The 23,043-nt window shown below is 35.2% G+C and carries 20 protein-coding genes; 16 read left to right on the top strand and 4 right to left on the bottom strand.

Annotated elements, in window-relative coordinates; genetic code table 11:
* Positions 1-162 precede the first annotated feature (162 nt).
* Positions 163-537, top strand: a complete 375-nt coding sequence (gene gloA / locus EKH84_RS08925; RefSeq protein ID WP_013656277.1) for a lactoylglutathione lyase — start codon at positions 163-165, stop codon at positions 535-537.
* Positions 538-629: 92 nt separating this feature from the next.
* Here the strand turns inward: gloA and ilvA are convergent, their stop codons facing one another.
* On the bottom strand, positions 630-1,850 hold the full coding sequence (gene ilvA / locus EKH84_RS08930) for a threonine ammonia-lyase (protein ID WP_127066004.1): 1,221 nt from the start codon (positions 1,848-1,850) through the stop codon (positions 630-632).
* 170 nt (positions 1,851-2,020) lie between these two features.
* Between ilvA and EKH84_RS08935 the strand changes: the two genes are divergently transcribed.
* From EKH84_RS08935 to EKH84_RS08955, 5 genes are all read left to right on the top strand, one after another.
* Positions 2,021-3,511, top strand: coding sequence for a DHH family phosphoesterase (locus EKH84_RS08935; RefSeq protein WP_127066005.1), 1,491 nt, complete (start codon positions 2,021-2,023; stop codon positions 3,509-3,511).
* A 164-nt stretch (positions 3,512-3,675) separates the two neighbouring features.
* Entirely contained in the window at positions 3,676-3,996 is a 321-nt protein-coding gene (locus EKH84_RS08940; protein WP_013656281.1) for a PadR family transcriptional regulator, read from the top strand.
* Between the two features lie 24 nt (positions 3,997-4,020).
* Entirely contained in the window at positions 4,021-4,686 is a 666-nt protein-coding gene (locus EKH84_RS08945) for a permease prefix domain 1-containing protein (protein WP_013656282.1), read from the top strand.
* 3 nt (positions 4,687-4,689) lie between these two features.
* Complete coding sequence (locus EKH84_RS08950) at positions 4,690-5,835, top strand: DUF4097 family beta strand repeat-containing protein (protein ID WP_127066006.1); 1,146 nt, start codon at positions 4,690-4,692, stop codon at positions 5,833-5,835.
* A gap of 66 nt (positions 5,836-5,901) precedes the next feature.
* Positions 5,902-6,321 (top strand): SoxR reducing system RseC family protein, encoded by a 420-nt coding sequence (locus tag EKH84_RS08955; protein ID WP_127066007.1) that lies wholly within the window; start codon positions 5,902-5,904, stop codon positions 6,319-6,321.
* A gap of 56 nt (positions 6,322-6,377) precedes the next feature.
* On the opposite strand, the gene EKH84_RS08960 is transcribed toward EKH84_RS08955, so the two are convergent.
* Positions 6,378-7,556, bottom strand: a complete 1,179-nt coding sequence (locus tag EKH84_RS08960; protein WP_127066008.1) for a hypothetical protein — start codon at positions 7,554-7,556, stop codon at positions 6,378-6,380.
* A gap of 192 nt (positions 7,557-7,748) precedes the next feature.
* Between EKH84_RS08960 and EKH84_RS08965 the strand changes: the two genes are divergently transcribed.
* Positions 7,749-8,834 carry a hypothetical protein gene (locus EKH84_RS08965; protein WP_127066009.1) on the top strand — a complete coding sequence of 362 codons (1,086 nt, stop codon included), beginning with the start codon at positions 7,749-7,751 and terminating at the stop codon, positions 8,832-8,834.
* A gap of 274 nt (positions 8,835-9,108) precedes the next feature.
* The gene (locus EKH84_RS08970; RefSeq protein ID WP_127066010.1) at positions 9,109-9,975 is read left to right on the top strand and encodes a DegV family protein; all 867 of its coding nucleotides are present in this window, start codon (positions 9,109-9,111) and stop codon (positions 9,973-9,975) included.
* 8 nt (positions 9,976-9,983) lie between these two features.
* Here the strand turns inward: EKH84_RS08970 and EKH84_RS08975 are convergent, their stop codons facing one another.
* On the bottom strand, positions 9,984-10,409 hold the full coding sequence (locus tag EKH84_RS08975) for a threonine/serine exporter family protein (protein WP_127066011.1): 426 nt from the start codon (positions 10,407-10,409) through the stop codon (positions 9,984-9,986).
* Positions 10,406-11,188 (bottom strand): threonine/serine ThrE exporter family protein, encoded by a 783-nt coding sequence (locus tag EKH84_RS08980; protein WP_127066012.1) that lies wholly within the window; start codon positions 11,186-11,188, stop codon positions 10,406-10,408. The genes EKH84_RS08975 and EKH84_RS08980 overlap by 4 nt, the downstream gene beginning before the upstream one ends.
* Before the next feature lie 242 nt (positions 11,189-11,430).
* On the opposite strand from EKH84_RS08980, the gene EKH84_RS08985 reads away from it, so the two are divergent.
* From EKH84_RS08985 to fusA, 8 genes are all read left to right on the top strand, one after another.
* Positions 11,431-12,366, top strand: coding sequence for an AAA family ATPase (locus EKH84_RS08985; RefSeq protein WP_127066013.1), 936 nt, complete (start codon positions 11,431-11,433; stop codon positions 12,364-12,366).
* A gap of 27 nt (positions 12,367-12,393) precedes the next feature.
* Positions 12,394-13,572 carry a DUF58 domain-containing protein gene (locus tag EKH84_RS08990; RefSeq protein WP_127066014.1) on the top strand — a complete coding sequence of 393 codons (1,179 nt, stop codon included), beginning with the start codon at positions 12,394-12,396 and terminating at the stop codon, positions 13,570-13,572.
* Positions 13,573-16,026 (top strand): DUF4129 domain-containing transglutaminase family protein, encoded by a 2,454-nt coding sequence (locus EKH84_RS08995; RefSeq protein ID WP_127066015.1) that lies wholly within the window; start codon positions 13,573-13,575, stop codon positions 16,024-16,026.
* A 256-nt stretch (positions 16,027-16,282) separates the two neighbouring features.
* A complete protein-coding gene (gene iorA / locus EKH84_RS09000) occupies positions 16,283-18,010 on the top strand; it encodes an indolepyruvate ferredoxin oxidoreductase subunit alpha (protein WP_127066016.1) in 1,728 nt (575 codons plus the stop codon).
* A gap of 1 nt (position 18,011) precedes the next feature.
* The gene (locus EKH84_RS09005; RefSeq protein ID WP_127066017.1) at positions 18,012-18,593 is read left to right on the top strand and encodes an indolepyruvate oxidoreductase subunit beta; all 582 of its coding nucleotides are present in this window, start codon (positions 18,012-18,014) and stop codon (positions 18,591-18,593) included.
* A 161-nt stretch (positions 18,594-18,754) separates the two neighbouring features.
* The gene (gene glyA / locus EKH84_RS09010) at positions 18,755-19,990 is read left to right on the top strand and encodes a serine hydroxymethyltransferase (RefSeq protein ID WP_127066018.1); all 1,236 of its coding nucleotides are present in this window, start codon (positions 18,755-18,757) and stop codon (positions 19,988-19,990) included.
* 170 nt (positions 19,991-20,160) lie between these two features.
* Complete coding sequence (locus EKH84_RS09015) at positions 20,161-20,568, top strand: hypothetical protein (protein ID WP_013656296.1); 408 nt, start codon at positions 20,161-20,163, stop codon at positions 20,566-20,568.
* 198 nt (positions 20,569-20,766) lie between these two features.
* A complete protein-coding gene (fusA, locus tag EKH84_RS09020; RefSeq protein WP_127066019.1) occupies positions 20,767-22,830 on the top strand; it encodes an elongation factor G in 2,064 nt (687 codons plus the stop codon).
* Positions 22,831-23,043: the final 213 nt, after the last annotated feature.

Here is a 23,043-nt window from a genome sequence, read left to right on the forward strand (position 1 = left end):
ACTTGTGTATATAGAAGGCCATAAGGGTGTAGTAAAATGCCTAAGGTTTTAAAAGGCATTAAGCTTTTATTTGAGTCAATAAAAGCAGACTAGTACTTATGTGAGAATCTGTGGTAGAATAAACTATGCATAAAATAGACTAGATGAATGAGGAGAATACTGATGAAAATGTTACACACTTGTATTAGAGTAATGGATTTAGAAAAATCACTAGCTTTTTATAAAGAAGCACTTGGTTTAATCGAAACGAGAAGAAAAGATTTTAAAGAACATGAATTTACTTTAGTATATTTATCTGACCAAGAAGGTGGATATGAATTAGAGCTTACTTATAATTATAATCCAGAAAAACCTTACGAATTAGGAAATGGTTTTAGTCATATTGCTGTAGGAGTAGAAGATCTGGAAGCAAGTCATGAAAGACACCAAACTATGGGTTATGAAGTAACACCACTTAAAGGACTTCCAGGGGAAGCACCTAAATATTATTTTGTAACAGACCCAGATGGTTATAAAGTAGAAGTGATTAGACTTTAAGGTCTGATATCAACTAAAAAGAGTAGCAAAGGGAATACCTTTGCTACTCTTTTTAGTTGACTAGGAAAGTGCCGGCTTTACTAGCCACTTTTTTAGTAAATGACTTCAATCATATAGCCTTCTGCTTCTAAGGCTTTTTTCACTTCTTGAATATGGTCATGTCCATTCGTTTCAACAGTTACTTCTAGTGCTACATGACGTAAACGGTCTAAAGCTTTAAATTGGTTATGATCTAGTTTAACAACGTTTGCGCCTACGCGGGCAAGGATATTTGCAATTTTAACTAATTGTCCAGGTGTATCTTTAAGTTTAACAGAAAAGCAAAATAGTCTACCGCGTGAATAAAGACCACGGTCTAGTAATGAAGACATAGTAAGGACATCGATATTACCACCGCTAATAACGGAAACAACCTTTTTATTTCTTAGATGAAGTTTCTTAAGAGCAGCAATAGATAAAGCACCAGTGGCTTCAGCTACAATTTTATGTTTTTCTACTAATAAGAAGATGGCTTCAATTAGATCTTCATCATCTAAGGTGATGATATCATCTACATATTCTTTAACGTAGTCAAAGGTTAGGTTTCCAACACTTTTAACAGCAGCACCATCAGCAATACTGTCTACTTGATCTAGAGAAACAGGATGGCCTTCATCTAAAGATAATCTCATCGCTTGTGCACCTGTAGATTCTACACCAATGACTTTAACATTTGGGTTAATGGCTTTAGCTGCTATAGCAATACCACTTATAAGACCACCACCTCCAACAGGTACTAAAATAACATCTGTATCTGGCATGTCCTCTAAAATTTCAAGAGCAATAGTCCCTTGACCAGCCATAACTTCCTTATCATTGAAGGGATGGATAAAGGTATACCCATTTTCTTGCTCTAACTTTTTAGCTGTTTCGTAAGCTTCATCATAAACTTGTCCTGCTAATACAACATGAGCTCCCCAGTTTTTAGTAGCTTGTACTTTAATAAGTGGAGTGGTTTCTGGCATAACGATGGTAACATCTATTCCAAGGGCATGACCAGAATAAGCAACACCTTGAGCATGATTACCAGCAGAAGAAGCAATAAGGCCACGTTTTTTTTCTTCATCAGAAAGGGTTTTAATTTTATTAAGAGCACCACGAATTTTAAAAGCACCCGTTACTTGTAAGTTCTCTGGCTTTAAATAAACATCATTATGAAATTCCTTACTAAGTTCATAGCTACGAATAAGACTAGTATGTATACAAGTTGATTTAATACGTTCTCTAGCTGTAAGCACATCATCTAAAGTGAGTCTCTCGAGATTGTCTGACATGAATAGGACCTCCAATATGAATATGTGAAATAGTTCACAAAAGTTAATAATATAATGTCTATTATAGTCAAATATATAAAGATATGCAAATATTAGTTTATTTTTTAGGATGACACCCATTCTCAAGCTATGCTAATATAATACAAGAACAATTAGTAGGGGGAGACCACATGAGATTAGCAGAATTAGAAGTCTATAATCAAATCATTATTCAGTGCCATGATAATCCAGATCCAGATACTATTGCAGCAGGATATGCTTTATATAAATATTTTGAAAGCAAAGGGAAAGAAGTCAGGTTAGTATATAGCGGTAATTTATTGATTACTAAGCCTAATATTGTGATGTTTATAGAAGCACTACGTATTCCAATTGAATACATAGAAGAACTAAAGGTAGAAGGGTTACTAATTACAGTAGATTGTCAGTATGGGGCTGGTAATGTGAGACATCTTGAAGCGCAGCATGTAGCTATTATTGATCATCATGTACAAGAAGTACCGGCTATTAAGTTACAAGAAATTAGAAATTATTTAGCGAGTTCAGCTACTGTTGTATGGGATATGCTGTGTGAAGCAGGATATGATGTTAATGAACATCCAGATGTATCTATGGCCCTATATTATGGTCTTTTTACAGATAGCAGTTCTTTTATTGAAATAAGCCACCCGTTAGATAAAGACATGCGTGATAGCTTAAAATATGACAAGCAGCTATTAAGACGCCTTAGAAATGCGGTACTTACTTTAAGAGAATTAGAGATTGCAGGAATGGCGCTTATTCGTCATTCTTACAATGATGCACATAAATATGTAATGGTAAAAGCACAAGAGTGCGATCCAAATATTTTAGGGCTTATCAGTGATTTTGCTCTTCAAGTAGATAGTGTTAATGTGTGTATTGTATATAATGAAGCAAATGAAGGCATTAAATTTTCTGTAAGAAGTTGTGTAAAAGAAGTGATGGCCAATGAATTAGCAGCCTATTTAGCAGGTGACTTAGGTAATGGAGGAGGACATGTAGAAAGAGCTGCAGGGTTTATTAGTAAAAGTAAATTTAACGAGCTTTATGGACATCTTAACTATGATGAGTACTTCTTAAGAAAATTAACAGCTTATTATCAATCCTTTGAGGTAGTAGATGCAGGTAAAATGCAAATAGATTTAAGCAAGTTAAGACATTATAAAAAGATTCCTATACCTATAGGGTTTGTTAGATTAAGTGAGGTTTTACCTGAAGGTGAGCCTATTATTATTAGGAGTTTAGAGTCAGATATTGAACGCATTGTTAAAGCATCTGATATCTTAATTATAGATCGTGAAGGTTCTATTTCTTTAATGAATGAGGAACGTTTTGGCACGAATTATAAAATTCTAGAAGAACCCTTTGATGTTAAAATAGAATACTTTCCTAGAATTAGAAAACAAAACACAGGAAAGGTACTTTATTTAGAAAGCTATACTAAAAAATGTATTATGAAGGGTGATAATACGATTTATGCAAGACCTCTAGAAAAGGCAGTAAAGGTGTTTACAGTTTATTCACCAGATAAGTATAAATACGGGCATGTAGGTGACTATTTAGCTATTAGTGAAACAGATACAAATGATGTTTACATCATTGAACAAGAAATATTTAAAAAAACCTATACAGAGATTTAAAACGAGAAGGGCTCTTCCTTACTTCAATTAAAAGTAAGGAAGAGCCCTTTTGCAGTTTTATATACTTTTTTTAAGAATATACCTTGACAGGCGAGGTATATAAGAATATATTATATGTAAAATATAAAAAATTCAAATAAAAAAGACAGGAAAGGAGAAGGCATTTGTCAATTACATCTGATTTAATTAGAGGACATACAGAAACGATTATTTTAGCACAACTGATGCTAAAAGATAGCTATGGCTATGAAATTAACAAAAGTATATTAGATAAAACCGATAACCAATATGAGTTAAAGGAAGCTACTTTATATAGCGCTTTTAGAAGACTAGAACAAATGGGCTATATTATATCTTATTGGGGAGATGAAACAACCGGGGCTAGAAGGCGTTATTATACAATTACGCCTGCAGGAAAAATGGCTTATGAACGTAATAAAGCAGACTGGGATGAAGCCAAGGCAGTAATTGATGCATTAATTTAAAAATAGAGAAGTGGGAGGATTATAATGGTTAATAAAATAAGGGTAACAGTTGAAAAATTGTTTGAAGAAGCACCAGCAACGCATCGTACTTTGGACTTAAAGGAGGAGTTAATAGGAAATCTAACAGCTAAGTACATGGACTTAGTAGCATCAGGGAAGACAGAAGAAGAGGCATATAATATAGCCATTACAAGTATAGGAGACTTAAATGAATTATTGCGTTCCTTAGAGCCTGCAAATCCACTCAATTATAAAGAACAAGAAGCCCAGCGCAAAAAAACAGCTTTAGTAGTAAGTGGTTCTATTGGGTTATATATTATAGCCATTATCTCAGGCATTATTTGTGAGGAGATTCCTTGGTTAAGGCGAACAGATATACCGGCTCTGATTTTTCTTGGTATTGCAGGCTTTGCAACCTGTCTGTTAGTTTATCACTTTGTATCAAAACCTAAATATGAAAAAAGCGATACTACCATCGTAGAAGAGTTCAAGGAGTGGAAGCAAGGCAATGATCAAAAAAGGCAGATTTATCGTTCCATTAGTTCTATTATGTGGTCTTGTATTGTACTGCTTTATTTAGTAATCAGCTTTAGATTTGGCATATGGTATTGTTCTTGGATTATTTTTATCATGGGAGTTGTAGCTGAACAAATTATTAAATTAATTTTTGAAATAAAGGGGATGAGATAAGCGGTGAACAGTAATAAAACTTATCAGATGATTCAGCTAGGATTACTACTTGTTATATTGATTGGCCTAGGAAGCGTGATGATTTCGTGGGCTACAGGGCATAATCCTTTTTCTAACAATTTACTTAAAGGCGTACCTTTTAACGGTCCTTTAGAAAAAGTAAAAGAAGAGACCTGTGCATTAGAGGCAATAGAAATTTTAGAGTTAGATGTTAATTTAGCTGATGTTGAAGTTAATGTAGGAGAAGGAAGTGATTTAAAGGTAGTAGAAAGTACTAATGATAAGGAGAAAAGAGATCTATTCGAAATAAGCCAAAGCGCTGGAAGAATCTTGGTGAAAAGGCCGAATAGTCATTATTTTGGAATAGAACCACAACATAAAATAGAAATTTGGTTACCTAGTAGTTATAGGAGTACTTTAATGATTACAACCAGTTCAGGAGATATTAACCTTAATGGCGTATTGGAATTAGAAAAGTTAGAGACTACTCAATCCTCTGGGAATTTAGTGGGTAGAGAGGCTATTAAAGCTAAAGAAGTCCAATTAACTACTAGCTCAGGAGATAAACGATTAGAGGGAATAGAAACAGATACGTATGAGGTTACATCTTCTTCAGGAACAACCATTATCAAAAGTTTAAAAGGAAAAGGAAGCTGTATGGCAAGTTCTGGAGAGATTGAAATAAATAGTTTAATAGGAGAAGCACATGAAATCTATACTTCTTCAGGACAGATTACTATAGGGGAAATAGAAGGAGAGCTAGAAATGGAGGCTTCATCAGGTGATTTGAAGCTAGGTACAGTAATAGGTGAAAGCTGGCGCTTAAGAACGACTTCAGGAGAGATTATAATGAAAGCTTTAGAAGGAAAAGGAAACTGTGAATCTAGTTCTGGTGATATAGAGATAGAAGAGCTGAGGCTTACTGGTGATGCACAGTTTACAGCTACCTCAGGGGAGATAGAAATGGGGCTTAAAACTAGTAATACTACCATAAGAGCAAATACTTCTTCAGGTGACATTAAAGGTAGCATTGTTTGGAATTATGAAGATAAAAGAGAAACAGAAGCTAACGCCCAATTAGGGAATGGTGCAGAATATAAGCTGGAATTAAAAACAAGTTCTGGATCAATTCGTGTAGATGAAAAGTAAAAATAGTGGTAAAATAGAGAAAAAGCATTTAAGGGATTGAATGAGATAAAGAAAAGAGGTGAAGGCATGCCATATGGTGTTGTAAAAGAAGTAGGAAAGCGATATGCTATTGTTCAAATGGAACGACAAGAGATGTGCGGAGAATGCCATGCTTGTGACTATATAACAGGTAAAAAAGACTGCATACTTAGGTGTGAAAAAAAAATAGAATGCCAGGTAGGAGATATGGTGGAACTAAAATTAGCACAACCTACTTTTCTAAAGGCTACTTATGTGATGTATGGTTTTCCTCTTATAGGACTAATTATAGGGCTAGTGATAGGACTTGGTGCATCTAAGCTTTTTCGGCTTGGAAGTGAGGACTTATGGGTTTTAGTAGGTGGTTTGCTAGGGATAGTCTTACCACTAATAGGAATAAAATGGGCAGAAAATCAAGGGAAATTTAAAAAGTATTTACCGCACATTATTGCTAAAAGAGAAATATGAAATAAATAAAGGGTAGGATTATTATAAGGTAATAATCCTACCCTTTATTTATTTGTCTAGAGCCTAGGGGGAAGGTCCCAACTTGTAAGCTCCTCCATAAAAGCTGTTTTAGCAGAGGAAATATTAGTTTGCTTTTTAGTAGAAGAAGAGGGCGTTTGCTTTTTTAACATCCCTAACTCTTGTTTTAAACGATTGCTCTCAGCGATTATTTCACAGTTTTCCTTTTTACATCTATGAAGGGCTAAACCTTCTAGTAGTAGCTCTAATTCTACAGGCATTGAACTATACTCATGAAAGCCTTCGAAATCAATGGTTGAGAGTGTACAAAGCTTAAGCTTAGTATCTAGGGAAACATAAAGTTCACTAGCAGCTAAATTCTTTAATGGTGTGCTTACAAAAAAAGTGCGCTGCAAATGTGTTTGGATAGAGCAAGGGACAGGAATACTGAAACTTTCACCAGAATTTACAGAAAGCAAAAGGTGAAGCTGATGGTCAATTAAAGTATTAATCCATAAGCCATGATAATAGTAAAAAATAGCAGGAGCCATAGGTGTGGCACTAGAAGTTAAGAAGTTTATTTGTAGGGTAGAGGGATTCATGTAATAAAGTTGATATTTACCGAGATTTTCTAAGACGTAACAAACATGCACCTCACCGGCTCTTAAACATATACTGTAGTCGATAATAGGTTTTTCACTATGCAAATAACAGAAGGTACTAACGCCAGTGGCTTCTATTTTGATGCAGTTTAAGCTATAATAATCCTCTTTTAAAAGATAAAAGAAATACAAGGCAGTGGGGGTTGTCATGTATTTAATTTGATTAGGACATTGATTAAAAGCAGCAAGAGCTTTAGAGGTTCCTTCCCCTATGGCTTGGTGCATCAGTTGATAATGAGGAGCAACCTGCATGAGATAAATAAGTTGACTTATGCCATTTTGAGTATAGAGCATAGGGTGCATTAAAGAGGTACTAGTTTCTGATGTGAGCAGTAGCGTTTTATTAAATGAAGAGCCTGTATAAGTATAGTAGTAGATATGAGTGGCATTAGGCATGACCACTATTTCAGGTTTACCATCACCTGCTATGGTAGCACTATAATGAGTAGTTGGTGTACTTTGAAGTAATAAAGGCTTGGATTTTCCGCTAGGAGGAAAAAATCTACAGAAAACGCCATTTCTTACTGAAGAGTCTATGAACATGAAGTTTTTGCTGTGATAACAAACATAAGACACAATGGAAACCTCCTTACTATAGCCAATTAAGGTGAGATAAAATAAATAAAAAACACTTCTTTATAAATATATTGATGAAAAAATAAATTTATACATAAATGTCACCAACGGACTTTAATTTCCATATTATAGTATTGGAAACGACAAATTATGATTCACTATAAGTTAGAATCATACAGGAGGTTTTTAATTATGAGTAAATGTTGTGGTAACAACGATGCTAAGTTTTTTGAGAAACCTAATGCAGGTATTTGTGATATTTGTCACCCTGCTGAAAATAAAATGTCACCTATTGAAGCTGTTGCAATGTGTCCTCCTATTGGAGAACCTAAAGTTTTAACCATGATGGCTCCAGTTGTTTTTGATGAAAGCGGTATCAATCTTTGCCGTACTATTTGCTTAGATGAGCTTGAAGATGTTTGCCAAAATGATTCAAGAGAAACAATTGATATTTTATTTGATGGTTTAAGCAAATGCGATCTTCGCCATGCTTGCAAACTTCAACTTCAGGTAGTAGACATAGACTTTAATTTTGTTGACCCTTGTGACTGTAGATTTTCAGAAATAGTACCCGCTAAAGGAAACCCTAATTTAAGCAGAATCACTTTAAAAGACATCGATGTAACTTTCTCCGTATCTGTTATTAATGAATGTTGTAAAGTTGTAAAACAAGGCATGATGACAGTAAGATATTTAGGAGATGAACACAGCTGTGGTTTTGATCCTTGCACTAATCCAAGTTGTATTACCTTTGACCTTTATACACCTTATGGCGTAGCTTTCGCAAGGGAAAATCCAAGTGGTTGTAATAAACTTGTTCCAACTATTAATTACATGGGATTTATTAACGATGAAGAAGGCCGTGAGGTTAGATGCAATAATTTCCCAACTAATAATACAATCCAACAAGGTATATCAGCTCAGGCACTTGCAAAAGTAGTAGGCGATAATGAAGAATGTTTTGCTATTGGTCTAACACTTTATATTAAATCTATTTACTTTGTACAATACAGATTCAAACATGAAGGTCTTACTGTACCACCAAAATTATCACCAGTTCAAGACGAGAATAATGATTGCTTAGATTTCGTATGTGGAGACTTACTTGAACCAAGTATTAGGCCTTTATCAGTAGGTCAAGATGCAAAGACAACTGAAGACAGAGATAGAGATAGAGACAGAGACAGAGATAGGGATAGAGACAGAGATTGCTGTGGTAGCTGTACAAAATGTAGTTGCGCAAAATGTGCTTGTAGTAGAGGAGCAGCTTCTAATTAATTGAAAGAATATCAAAATAAACGGTATGTCAGTTAAAGGCATACCGTTTATTTGTTTTTAATATTTTAAGCATAATAAGAGTATTTAATAGATTAAGGAGGCAACAAGCTTCAATGGACACAAAAGTATTTATTTTGAGTAGTGCCAGTATCTACTCATATAAAAACATAAGATATCAAAGAAAGGATAGACTATTTTAAATATACAAATTAATGGTTTGATGATATAATAAATAGAAATAAATGCCATCTAATGGTTGCCTAAGGAGGACAGAATGAAAATAAAAGTGGTAACTGATTCTTGTTGTGATTTACCTTTTGAATATACTAGCGCTCATAACATTCAAGTGATTCCATTAACGATCATTATGAATGGAGAAGAAAAAAAAGATGACTTAGCAGAGACTATGCAATATGAGAGTTTTTATGAAGCTATTTTAAATGGAGCCATGCCACAAACTGCTCAAGCTAATGCGTATCAATTTGCCGAGATTTTTCGTAAATGCGCCCAAAATAGCCAGCCTGTTATTTATATTGGCTTTTCTTCAGCTTTAAGTGGATGCGTTAATAGTGCACGTATGGCTTTAGAAGAAGTAAAAGAGGAATATCCAGAAGCAGAAATGGCAGTAGTAGATAGTAAATGTGCATCTATGGGATTAGGTCTTTTAATTCATTATGCACTAGAACAAATAAAAGACGGCATGAATTTGCAGGAATTAGTAGAGTGGATTGAAGCGAATAAGTTACACATCATTCACTGGTTTACTGTAGCAGATTTAAATCATTTATTCAGAGGGGGCCGTGTTTCAAAGGCGGCAGCTACCTTTGGAACCTTACTTCAAATTAAACCGGTTATGCATGTAGATGATGAAGGCCGTTTGATACCAGTAGAAAAAGTCAAAGGAAGAAAAAAATCTTTAAAAGCTTTAGTAGAAAAGCTCAAGGAAGATATCGTAGACCCAAAAAATGCTGAAGTCTTTATTAGCCATGGTGGGTGTTTAGAAGAAGCAGAAGAAGTGAAAAAAATGATCCTAGAAGAATGCCCAGTCAAAGAAATCAAAATCAATTACGTTGGTGCAGCAGTTGGTAGTCATTCAGGTCCAGGTACAATGGCTATTTTCTTCAAAGGAGTAAAAAGATAGCCTAGGCATTAACGCCTAGGCTTTCGCCATAATAAAGGAAGTAAAGATATAATCACAATAGCGCCAGCAATGACACCTGCAATTTCAAAGGTCAAAGTAGCATATTCAATGGCAGAAGAATAATTAGACTCTAAAATGGCAAACATGGTACGATATAGCCCTAACCCTGGAACTAAAGGAATAATACCAGCAATTAAAAAAACAGTAATAGGGGTTTTACGACGCTTAGATAAAAAGTAAGAAGCTTGTGTAACCACTAAGGCAGCTACAAAAGAAGCTAATACTGTAGAAGCCCCCATTCTTTCTAAAAGTAAATAAATAGCCCATCCTAGGGCACCTACTGTTCCACAAATAAGCAAGTGCTTTTTTTGTATATGGAAAACAATAGAGAAACCTATGGTTGAAATAAAGGCACTTACAATACTCACAATCATAATAGTCCTCCTAACCAAAAGGAAGCACTAAGAGAGACACCAATGCCAGCAGCCAGAGCTACAGCTACTAATAACGCTTCAACGCCTCTTGCAATTCCTGATATAAGCTCATCTCCAATGGCATCACGAACGGCTGTTGTAAAAGCTACCCCGGGAAGGAGTGGCATAATACATCCGATAATAATAGGTTCTATCTTAATAGAATCCTTAAATACGTAGTAACAAAACATAACACTAAAACCTATAAAAAGCGAACAAATAAATAAAACGAAGAAAGTAACAATATGCTTTCTAGTTAAGCGATTTTGTAAATAACCTACTCCTAAACCTACAAAAAAAGTAATAAAAAAATCTAAAGCGTTGGCTTTAAACATAATAGAGAAAAAAGCACAGCTAATGCCTACCCAAATAATAACAGTGCGGTTTTTATAACCCTCACTCTCTGAAATAGCTTTTAACCTCATCTCCGCTTCAGTTAAAGAAACCTCTCCTGATACATAATCTCTAGAAAGCTGATTAATAAGTTCAATTCGATCAAGACGTGTTCCTCGATTTTTAACGCGAACTACTTTTGTAGACAAAGAAAAGGTCTCACCTTCTATCGTCACCATAATACCTGTAGGGATAACAAAAGTATCCACCGAGCAAAAATGATGCTTTTCTAAAATACGGGCAATGGTATCTTCTACTCGATAGGTTTCTGCACCACTTTTAAGCATCAATTCTCCAGTATGTACAGCAAAATTTAAAATTTGTTCATGAGTAGCCGTTTCTTTCATCGCTAAATCCTTTCCTTATCACTTAAAGATTACTAACTAGTATACACGCGACTGTTTTCACTGTAAAGCCGTAGGGCCTGCCAAATTTTATCATAAAAAGTAGCTATTTAATGTGGCTGAAAAGCCATCAATAAAAAATGCATTATTATAACAATAGTATTGTAGATTTTACAAAGTAAGCTGAGAAAAAAGTAGGTAAAATAAAGTAAGCAAAAAAGGTATTTATTTAAGGGGGTAATATAATGGAAAAACAAGGGTTAGTTCATAAGATGCTAGAACATATGGAGCAAGTGATTATAGGAAAAAGAGAGGTGCTAGAACTAGTAATCGTAGCACTTATTTCCGAAGGACATATTTTGTTAGAAGATGTGCCGGGGGTTGGAAAGACTACCTTAGCCAATGCCTTAGCTCATACCATTCATTCAGGCTTTTCAAGAATTCAGTTTACGCCAGATACCTTACCTAGTGATATTACAGGGATGACTATTTATAATATGCAAAATGGCCAGTTTGAACTAGTTAAAGGGCAAATTATGAACCATATTATTTTAGCAGATGAGATTAATCGTACTTCTCCGAAAACCCAAGCTAGTTTACTAGAAGCCATGGAGGAGAGACAAGTTACTGTAGATGGCAAATCCTATCAACTGCCTCAGCCTTTCATGGTCATTGCTACGCAAAATCCAATAGACTACTTAGGCACCTATAATTTACCAGAAGCACAGCTTGACCGCTTTTTGATGAAGATTTCCATTGGCTATCCTGATAAGCAAAGTGAAATTAAAATGGTTCAAGCCTTTTTAGAAGATAGCAAGTGGAAACAGATTGATTATGTTGTAGAAGAAGCAGACATTATTGCTATGATTAAGGAAGTTCAATTAGTAAAAGTCCATCCTGATTTGATTGACTATCTATTAAGGCTTGTAGAAGAAACGAGAAATAATAGTGCCATTAGCTTAGGCGCTAGTCCTAGAGCAACCTTAGCTTTAAGCCGTAGTTCACAGGCTCTAGCGTATATGAATGGAAGAGATTTTGTCATTCCAGATGATATACGGAAGATGGTTATTCCTGTACTTGCTCATCGCTTGGTTCTTTCTAGTGAAGCAAAGCTTAATAAGCAAACACCTGAAAAGCTCCTTAAGGTGATTTTATCTAAAATAAAACAGCCTACCTTATAAGATAGAGGAGAGGGGGAGGAGTTTATCATGTGGATTAGTCGAATCATGGTGATATTAAGCATAATAGCCAGTTGTACCTTCGCCAGTTTTTTTGGTGGTAATTTAGCTTATGGTCTATTTTATTTTTCCTTAGCTGTTCCAGTAGTGGCTTTAATTTATGTACTTTATGTTTATATGCATTTTAAAATCTATCAAAGTGTAGGAACTAAAACAGTTGTTAAAGGAGAGCCTGTCCCTTACTTTTTTCAGCTTTGTAATGAGGATAAAGTGACTTATCACAGTATAAAGGTGCACTTTTTTAAAGATAGATCTTATGTTTTAGAGGGAAAGGAAGATACAGAGTACTGCATGCTTCCTGGTGACAAGCAAAGTTTAAGTTCTATGATGGTATGTAATTATAGAGGAGAATATGAAGTAGGGATTGATTCTGTTAAAATTGTGGATTTCTTTGGCTTGTTTCCTATGACCTATCCCTTAGCCTCTAAGTTAAAGCTAACTGTATTACCGAGAGTGATTACTATAAATGACTCAAAGCTTATTGCAGTAAACCAGGATGCCAAGCAAAGTTTGTATCCTTTAAAAAAGCAAGAAGAGGAATTAACAGCAGAAGCTAGAAAATATACTTATGGTGATACAAAGAAAATGATTCATTGGAAGTTAAGTGCTAAAAAACAAGAGCTGATGAGTAGAACAAGGGTCGCTATTCCTGAAAGTGGTGTTTTATTATTTTGGGATTTATCAGAAACCAAGGGGAAAGAGATAGAAGTACTAATCGTCCAAGATCTGATTATCGAAAGTATTTTAGCCCTAGCGCAGTATTGCTTAAAAAAGAAGATACCATGTAGAATCTTTTTTTCTGAAGAAAAAATAAAGTCTCAGAAGATTTACAGCGAAACAGATTTTCAGAGCTTATATGAAAAAAGTAGCAGCGCCATTTTTAATACGTCCTTTACTTTAGCAGACATGATACAAATGAGTGAAAGAAGTATTTATGAAAATCAGCAGTATATCTTAGTGACTAATACCTTAAGTCAAACACTATATACTTGTTTATTACCAGTTTATTCAAGAGGCAATGAAGTAACTATTATTCTAGTAGAAGCAGTACCAGATGAGGAAACAAAGAAGCTAATGGATCTATTTATAGAGTCTCATTTACAGGTGGTTTGTTTAAGCTTAGGAACTAAGCTAGAGGAGGTGCTATAGATGAAAAGTATGACAAATGAGCAATGGCAGACTTATGAGCATCTTATTAAAACCATTCTGTTAGGGTTAGGTATTTTACTTTTCATCAATACTTATTCGAAACTAAAATTACCCATTATGCTGATAGTAGTAGAAGCATTTTTTATAGGGCTGATGATTGATCAAATCAATAAGTATAAAAAGTATATACAAACCTATTTATTATTAGGTGCGGCAATAGGGCTTCTTATAGGCGTTCTTGCTTGTTTCCATATTGATGTTATTAAATGCTTCTATGAAAGCTTCCAGTGGCTTGAGCAATATGGAGGTATAGAGGATCGTTATGTATTTTATAAAGCCTTTTGCAGCAGTATTATTTTGAACATAGTAGTTCTTTTACCACTTTACTTGTTACAGAAATCCATAAAATTGCAAAGTGGCCTTAGTGCTATTATTTTAATAGGGATGATTGGCTTAACTATAAAAAAAATAGAGGTAGGTAAAGAGGTTGTCGTTTTGGTGCTAAGTTATATGGCATGGGTTTTAATACAAGTCGGGAGCCAGTTAAATCAGCGTCAGAATAAACAGTATAGCAAGAAAGCTAGCACTTTTTTAGTACCATTTGCGATTCTTATAGGCATTGGTTCTATCATAGGGCCAGCCTCTCCAAAACCTATTAGTTGGCAGTTTGTTATTAAGACAGCTCAGCAAGTAGCAGAGGGCATTAGTGACCTAGCTACTTCAATTCAAGGATTTACAAGAGGGGATACAGGTGAGTTTCAAATTAGATTTTCAGATCAAGACAAGATGGAGTTAGGGGGTAAGCTAGAAAATTCAGAAGAAGTCCTTTTAACAGTAGAAGTACTGCCCTTATTAGAAAATACAAGAATAAAACAACTTTATGAAAAACTAGGTTATCAGTTAAAGCAAACCCCTATGCCTAAGAATCCTACTTATTTAAAAGGTAATGTAAGAAATAGCTATACAGGACATGGATGGGATAGAGAGAAAGCCTATGAAGTAGAAGATGAGCAGGAGTATCAGTTAGAATATAAGGAACTACTGTATTCCTTATATCGTAGTGGAATCAATACAGCCCAAGAACTTTTTCATCCGGCTAGCATCGCCATCAATTTCGAAAAACTACGTACAAAAAGCTTATTTTATACGAATGCTACCTACGATATGCGCCTTGAAGAAGATGAAAAGCTACCTTCTACCAAAGGGGTAAATATCACTTATAAACGGACCAAGAAAAAAGGTTTTAATTATCATTTTTCTTTTGTGGAAATGAACTTAGGAAGTCAAATATTTAAGGACTATTTAAGGAGCTTAGAAAATTTCCATTATCAAGAGAACCCTATAGAGACGTCTCTAGTGCCAACAGCTTTACCAGAAGATGCCGTCTTTTGGCAAGCTTATCCTCAGCAAGGGATAGCTGGTTTTCTTACAAGTACAAAACTAGAAAAACAGCTTTATGAAAGAGCAGGGCATATTAAAGAGGATTATACAGCATTACCTAGTCATCTACCTGCTAGAGTATATGAACTAGCACAGAATATCACCAAAGACAGTCCTACTACCTATGACAAATTAGAAGCCATTAAGGCGTACTTAGCCCAATTTACTTATACTAAAATACCAGAGGCAGTCCCTAAAGATGAAGACTTTGTAGATTACTTTTTATTTGAGCAAAAAGAAGGCTATTGTACGTCTTTTGCTACAGCTATAGCAGTACTGGCAAGATGTATGGATATTCCTACGCGTTATGTAGAAGGCATTGTTGTAGATTATAATCAAAGCGTTAACGGTGTTTATCCAGTAACAGAAAGTAAAATGCATGCTTGGGTAGAAGCTTATATAGAAGGATATGGCTGGGTTCCTTTTGACGCAACACCTCAGTTTAATAATTATAGTGCTCAAAACTGGAATGTGACACTAGCTAGTATGGGAGCCGAAGCTAGCACACCAGAAATCAACATGCCAGAGCAATCACCTGCGCTTGTGCCACCTGTTATAGAGGAACGAGTAAAAGAAGAAAATCTGGTACCTTGGATTATTTTATGGATCATAGGATTAAGTTTAGTCATCTTGCCCACATTATTTCTGACTTATATAGGAATTGTGGCTTTGCAATATAAGAGGAAGCTTAGGAAAGCCGTAACAAATGAAAAAGCTAAGTTATTACTGAAAGAGATATTGTTTTATTTAGGAAAAAGAGGGTATGAGAAACAAGAAGAGGAATCGATGCTTGAATACGCCAAGCGCATAGACCAAGAATTAAGCGTAAAAGAAGTACTTTTTGAAGAAATGATAACTATTTACTTAAATTATCGCTATGGGCAACATCAGGTGACAGGAGAAGAAATCAAGGGGTTAGAAGCGTATTTAGTTTGTTTGAAGAGAACACTAACAGAGGAGCTAAGTAGGCTAACCTATATACGTTTTAAAATACATTTTTTATTAGTAAAGTAAAGATCAAGCTTAACAGAAGAAGAGAATGAGTAGAGACCGTAAGTAGCCTATGAGCTACAAGGTCTCTACTTTATTGCTTCCAGTAATAGACTTAAAATTATGACATTTGATGTTTTGCTATAAATAACTTGCTAATAAATAATTTAGCATTTATACTAATTAATATTCATAAAAGCTTGAAAAATAAAGAAAATTAGTGCTATCATAGAAATAGTTGCGAAAAACTATCGTTACATCATAAAGAAGGAGGATTTTCATGAAAAAGTTAATGCTTGGAAATGAAGCCATTGCAAGAGGAGCTTATGAAGCTGGAGTAACTGTTGCAGTAGCTTACCCAGGAACACCTAGCACTGAAATTACAGAATTTATAGCTAAATATGATGAGATTTATGCAGAGTGGGCACCTAATGAAAAAGTAGCTCTAGAAGTAGCTATAGGAAGTAGCGTAGCAGGTGCTAGATCTGTTGTAGCTATGAAGCATGTTGGTTTAAATGTTGCAGCAGACCCTTTATTTACTGTCTCTTACACAGGTGTTAATGCAGGGCTTGTTTTATTTGTTGCAGATGACCCTGGTATGCATAGCTCACAAAATGAGCAAGATACTAGAATGATAGCAAAGGCAGCCAATGTACCTGTTCTTGAACCTTCTGATAGCGAGGAATGTAAGGTCTTTGTTAAAAAAGCCATGGAAATCAGTGAAGCTTATGATACACCAGTTATTGTAAGGCCTACTACTAGAGTATCTCACTCACAAGGAATTGTAGAAATAGGGGAAAGAGAAGCTGTAGAACTTAAGCCTTATGTGAAAGATATTCGCAAATATGTTATGACACCAGCTAATGCAAGACCTAAGCATATTATGGTGGAAGAACGTAACTTACGCTTAGCAGAAGATGCAGATCAACTTGGCTTATGCCATGTTGAGAAAGCAGATAGTAAAGTGGGTATTATTACAAGTGGTATTTGCTATCAATATGTAAAAGAAGCAGGCCTTACTGCTAATATTTTAAAATTAGATATGGTTAATCCACTGCCTACAGAAGTGATTAAAAATTTTGCTAATGAAGTAGAAGAGTTATACATAGTAGAAGAATTAGAGCCAGTTATTGAAGAACAAGTAAGAGCGCTAGGCTTTAATGCAAAAGGGAAAGAACTTTTTGGCAGACAGGGAGAAATATCTGTTAGGCAAATTAAAGTAGCTTTTGGTTTAGAAGTACCAACTGTAAGAGCAGCAGAAAAATTACCTGTAAGACCGCCAGTACTTTGTCCTGGATGTCCACATAGAGGTGTTTATACGATTCTTAATAAATTAAATCTCATAGTAACAGGAGATATCGGCTGCTATACTTTAGGCTCAGCACCTCCTCATGGGGCCATGGATACTTGTGTATGTATGGGGGCAAGTATTGGTATGGCTCATGGTATGGAAAAAGCAAGAGGTAGGGAATTTAGCAAGAATGTTGTAGCGATTATTGGAGATTCTACTTTTATGCACTCTGGTCTTACTGGACTTGTGGACATTGTGTACAATAAAGGTGTTTCTACAGTCATTATTGCAGACAACTCTATTACAGGCATGACAGGCCATCAACACAATCCTGCAACAGGTCGAACCCTAAAAAATGAAATAACTTATGCAGTAGATATTCCTGCATTATGCAAAGCAATAGGCGTACCCAATGTAGTAACTGTTGATGCTTATGATATGAAAGCTGTGGAAAAAGCTTTAAAAGAGGAAACAGCCAAAGAAGAACCCTCTGTTATTATTACAAAAGCACCTTGTAAATTAATTATTAAAGAAAAATGGGCCAACTTTGATATTAATGATGAGACTTGCATTAAATGTGGCATGTGTTTAAAATTAGGTTGTCCAGCTATTTGCAAAGGTGAAGAAGGCATAAGTATTAATACAGCACTTTGTGCAGGTTGTGGCTTATGTGCTTCGGTTTGCCCAAAACAAGCGATTAGCAAGGAGGTAAAATAATATGACAAAGAATATACTCATTGTTGGTGTAGGTGGTCAAGGAACACTTTTAACAGGTCGTATTATTGGGAACCATGCTATGACTAAAGGTCTTGATGTAAAAATGTCAGAGGTACATGGTATGGCACAACGTGGTGGTAGTGTCGTGATGCAAGTGAAATATGGTAAGAAAGTCTATTCACCACTTGTAGAAGTAGGCGAAGCAGATATTATCTTTGCTTTTGAAAAGTTAGAAGCACTTCGTTATTTACCTTATTTAAAAGAAAATGGGGTAATCATTGTTAACACCCAAGAAATTGATCCAATGCCAGTCGTTATGGGAGCTGATAAGTACCCAGAAAACATTTTAGAGACTTTAAAAGCAGGGTGTAAAGAACACTGTTTTATTGATGCTTTAACCATTGCAGAAGAAATTGGTAATGTTAAAGTGGTGAATATGATAATGATTGGTGCTTATGCAGCTTATATTGGAGATTCACTAGAAGAGTGGGAAGAGATTGTAGAAAAAACTGTACCAGCTAAAACCATAGAAATGAATAAAGTAGCACTTCGAAAAGGTTATGCTGCGTATATGGAGAAATGAAGAATTAAGAATTAAAAATTAAAAATTAAAAATTAAAAATAAAGAATGAAAGGTGAAGAATAAAAAATAACGAAGAATAAATAATCAGAAGGTGTTTTAATTAACAACTATTTATTATTCATTCTTAATTATTAATTGCCTTCACCATAGGAGGATATTAAATGTACACATTAGATGAATTAAACCTTGTAGACCCAGAGATTAAAGAGCTAATTGAAAAAGAAACTGCTAGACAAAACAACAAAATTGAATTAATTGCTTCAGAGAACTTTGTTTCTAAAGCAGTTATGGCAGCCATGGGAAGTACCTTAACTAACAAATATGCAGAAGGATATCCAGGCAAACGTTACTATGGTGGATGTGAAGTCGTTGACCAAATTGAAGATTTAGCAAGAGACCGTGCTACAGAGCTCTTTGGAGCAGAGCATGCTAATGTACAACCTAACTCAGGTTCACAAGCTAACCAAGCTGTTTTCTTTGCTGCTCTTAAACCAGGTGATACTGTAATGGGTATGGACCTTAGTCATGGTGGTCACTTAACTCATGGTAGCCCAGTTAATATGTCAGGTAAGCACTACCATATCGTATCTTATGGTGTAGATAAGGAAACTGAAACAATTGACTATGATGTGGTAAGAGAAATTGCTTTAGAACATAAACCTAAAATGATTATTGCGGGTGCTAGTAACTATTCTAGAATAATAGATTTTGCTAAATTTAGAGAAATTGCAGATGAAGTGGGCGCATACCTTATGGTAGATATGGCTCATATTGCTGGCCTTGTAGCAGCAGGACTTCATCCAAGCCCAGTACCCTATGCACACTTTGTAACAACAACTACTCATAAAACACTTAGAGGACCACGTGGTGGTATGATTCTTTGTAGTAAAGAGTTTGCACCAATGATTGATAAATCTATTTTCCCTGGTATCCAAGGTGGCCCATTAATGCATGTCATTGCAGCTAAAGCTGTAAGCTTTAAAGAAGCGCTTTCTCCAGAGTTTAAAACTTATCAAGCTCAGATTATTAAGAATGCACAAGCACTTGCTAATGCATTAATCGGCAAAGGCCTTCGCATTGTATCAGGTGGTACAGATAATCACGTGATGAGCTTAGATGTAAGGAATATGAATGTAACAGGTAAAGAAGCAGAACATCTTTTAGATGAAATCGGTATTACTTGTAATAAAAATACGATTCCATTTGATCCAGCTTCACCATTTGTTACAAGTGGTGTAAGACTTGGAACAGCAGCTGTTACTACAAGGGGTATGAAAGAAGCTGATATGAAAGAAATTGCAGAGATTATCTACCTAACACTTAAAGATTTTGAAGCAAACAAGGAAGAATGTGCACAAAGAGTAGCTGCATTATTAAATCAATATCCACTATACTAAGAGGTAAAAAGAGTCTTTACTGGTGAAGTGCTAGTAAAGGCTCTTCTTATTTTGGTAAGAAATCACAAAGATTTAAAAGGCCATGTAAATACCCGGTAGGAGTGTTATAATAAGGGTAGCAAGTTGCTTTTGAGAAAGGGGTATATTTTTAGGAGAAGGAGGGGGAAGAAGTGAAAGAAACGCAGCTACTCTACAAAAAATTTCATACTAGAGAGAAATATAAAGATATAGATGAAATTAAAATTTTGACTGCCTTATACCAGTACTCAGTAGATAGCTTAGAAGCTGTTGTTTCACGCATTATCAATGAAGCTGTTCTGGGGCATATGAATCTAAATTTAGACTCGACTATTATGCAAATGCTAGCACTTAATGATTATTTAAGTAGTTTATTTATAAGAAACTTTGAAGCACTTATTTATAACTATTTAATTAATTACTTAGAAAAACAAGGCATAGAAGAAATAGACGAGACGCTAGAAGAAAAGCTTGATGAGCTTGTAAAAAGCGTAGATATGAAAACAAATTTAGAAGAGTTACTAGCAGCACTTGATGAGCTTTGTATGGTTAATCACTAGGTACAACAATAAAGCAGTATTGCCGGAAAATATTGAAATATCAGGCGATATTGCTTTTGTTTTTGTATAAAATGACTATAAAAATAAAAAATATTTTTTGTTTCTAAAATAATAAATAAAAAAAGGAATTTTAATACGAGCATAGAAATAATATTAATAAGGAGCAAGTAGTTATCTTATCTTGAAGGAGGTCATTCTATGAAAGCATATGAAACATCATATATTCGTAATATTGCTTTATTAGGACACGGAAGTACAGGTAAAACAACTTTAGCAGAAGCTATGTTGTATGCCGCAGGTATGACATCAAGGTTAGGAAAAGTTGAGTCAGGCAGTACAGTCAGTGATTTTGATCCAGAAGAAATAAAACGTAAGATTTCGATTCGCACCTCTTTAGTACCTATTCTATGGAAAGATTATAAACTCAATTTACTGGATACACCGGGATACTTTGATTTCGTAGGTGGTGTTAAGGAAGCTGTAAGTGTAGCAGATGGTGCGCTTATAGTGATTAAAGCTTCTGCAGGTGTAGAGGTAGGTACAGAAAAGGCATGGGAGATAGCTACAGAAGCGGATATCCCTAAAATGCTATTTATTACTGAAATGGATGCACCTAATGTGAATATTGAAGCCATTCTCACTACTTGTAAGGAGAAATTTGGTACGAGCATTGCGCCAGTTCAAGTGCCTTGGTATGAAAAAGGACAGTTTGTAGGCTATGTACATGTTCTTAAAATGTTAGGTCGCCGCTTTGATGGGCAAAAGGTAGTAACTTGCCCAATACCAGACCACTTAGAGGAAGCTATTAAGCCTATACGAACCATGATTCTAGAAGCCGTAGCTGAGACTGATGAAGTACTGATGGAAAAATATTTTGCTGAAGAGGAGCTAACACCCGAGGAAATAGAAACAGCTTATAAAAAAGGTGTGATGAATAAAGAAATTGTACCAGTCCTTTGTGGCAGCGCTGTTAATGCCACAGGTATATCTGTTTTAATGGATACAATGGTCTCCTTATTTCCAGCACCAAATGAAGCTAAGCCTTCTATAGGTATTCATCAAAAAACAGAAGAAGTAAAAGAAATAGCTTGTTCTAATGATGAAAAAAAATCAATCTTTATCTTTAAAACGATTGTAGACCCCTTTATTGGAAAACTTTCTTTGTTTAAGGTCAAAACGGGTACCATTAAAACTGATGATGCGCTACTCAATGTAAGAGCAGGTGAAGTGGAGCGTTTTAGCCATCTTTATGTACTCTCAGGAAAAGAACAAAAAGAAGTAGCTGCCTTGTATCCAGGGGATATAGGTGCAGTAGCTAAACTCAAAACACCTAGAACAGGTGATACCATGGCAGATAAAGATTTTGCTTACCAATATGAGCCTATGGTATTTCCAAAAGGCTTAGTGAAAAAAGCAATCTTCCCTACAGGTAAAGGTGATGAAGAAAAAATGTCTAGTAGCTTAATGAAGCTTATGGCGGAAGATTATACTTTATCTGTAGAAAATGATAAAGAAACACATGAGACGATCCTATGCGGTATAGGAGAACAACAATTAGATGTGGTTGTGAGTATGTTAAAGAATAAATTTAAAGTAGATGTGTATTTAGCACAACCTACTACGCCTTATAGGGAAACGATTAAAGGTAAGGCTAATGTACGTGGCAAGCACAAGAAACAATCTGGCGGACATGGACAATATGGTGATGTAGTCATGGCATTTGAACCTTCAGGAGACTTAGAAATGCCTTATGTATTTGAAGAAAAAATATTTGGAGGTTCAGTTCCTAAGCAATACTTCCCCGCTGTAGAAAAAGGTTTAGAAGAGTGTACCTTAAAAGGAGTATTAGCTGGCTATCCAGTAGTAGGGGTTAAAGCTGTTTTATTAGATGGTTCTTACCACCCTGTGGATTCTTCTGAAATGGCCTTTAAGATGGCAACGACCTTAGCTTTCAAGGAAGGTGTAGGAAAGGCAAGTCCTACTTTATTAGAGCCTATTGCCCATGTAGAAATTAAAGTGCCAGATGAATACACAGGCGATATTATGGGAGATATGAAAAAACGCAGAGGTCATATGATTGGTATGGATCAAAGAGATAGTAAACAGGTTATTATTGCGGAGGTACCTCTAGCAGAGCTTTACACCTATGCTACAGATGTACGATCAATGACACAAGGCAGGGGAGAAGTAGATTACTACTTTGAACGTTATGAAGAAGCACCAGTAGATATTCAGCAAAAGGTCATTGCTGCTAGAGCATAAATAAGAACAGAATTTTGGTTTTAAATAAAAAGATTATTAAAGGTTCTTCAGTTGTTGAAGAACCTTTTTGACGTATTTTTAGTAGATAACTACCAAAAGGGAGAAGCAACAATAAAAAACAAGTAAATAGCAAAATAAAACATCTAAAAACAAAGAAGCAAATGTTAGAATACTTAAAAAATAATAAAGAATAACTGTAGTCTTTAAAAGTAT

Origin of the sequence: Cellulosilyticum sp. WCF-2 (assembly GCF_003990395.1) — a bacterium.
Taxonomy (GTDB): domain Bacteria; phylum Bacillota; class Clostridia; order Lachnospirales; family Cellulosilyticaceae; genus Cellulosilyticum; species Cellulosilyticum lentocellum.

Coding starts and splice junctions, on each gene's coding strand:
- EKH84_RS08945 (WP_013656282.1), top strand. CDS start 4,021: ATGGTTAATAAAATAAGGGTAACAGTTGAAAAATTGTTTGAAGAAGCA.
- EKH84_RS08955 (WP_127066007.1), top strand. CDS start 5,902: ATGCCATATGGTGTTGTAAAAGAAGTAGGAAAGCGATATGCTATTGTT.
- EKH84_RS08985 (WP_127066013.1), top strand. CDS start 11,431: ATGGAAAAACAAGGGTTAGTTCATAAGATGCTAGAACATATGGAGCAA.
- ilvA (WP_127066004.1), bottom strand. CDS start 1,850: ATGTCAGACAATCTCGAGAGACTCACTTTAGATGATGTGCTTACAGCT.
- gloA (WP_013656277.1), top strand. CDS start 163: ATGAAAATGTTACACACTTGTATTAGAGTAATGGATTTAGAAAAATCA.
- EKH84_RS08935 (WP_127066005.1), top strand. CDS start 2,021: ATGAGATTAGCAGAATTAGAAGTCTATAATCAAATCATTATTCAGTGC.
- EKH84_RS08965 (WP_127066009.1), top strand. CDS start 7,749: ATGAGTAAATGTTGTGGTAACAACGATGCTAAGTTTTTTGAGAAACCT.
- fusA (WP_127066019.1), top strand. CDS start 20,767: ATGAAAGCATATGAAACATCATATATTCGTAATATTGCTTTATTAGGA.
- iorA (WP_127066016.1), top strand. CDS start 16,283: ATGAAAAAGTTAATGCTTGGAAATGAAGCCATTGCAAGAGGAGCTTAT.
- EKH84_RS08970 (WP_127066010.1), top strand. CDS start 9,109: ATGAAAATAAAAGTGGTAACTGATTCTTGTTGTGATTTACCTTTTGAA.
- glyA (WP_127066018.1), top strand. CDS start 18,755: ATGTACACATTAGATGAATTAAACCTTGTAGACCCAGAGATTAAAGAG.
- EKH84_RS08980 (WP_127066012.1), bottom strand. CDS start 11,188: ATGAAAGAAACGGCTACTCATGAACAAATTTTAAATTTTGCTGTACAT.
- EKH84_RS08995 (WP_127066015.1), top strand. CDS start 13,573: ATGAAAAGTATGACAAATGAGCAATGGCAGACTTATGAGCATCTTATT.
- EKH84_RS08975 (WP_127066011.1), bottom strand. CDS start 10,409: ATGATTGTGAGTATTGTAAGTGCCTTTATTTCAACCATAGGTTTCTCT.
- EKH84_RS09005 (WP_127066017.1), top strand. CDS start 18,012: ATGACAAAGAATATACTCATTGTTGGTGTAGGTGGTCAAGGAACACTT.
- EKH84_RS08990 (WP_127066014.1), top strand. CDS start 12,394: ATGTGGATTAGTCGAATCATGGTGATATTAAGCATAATAGCCAGTTGT.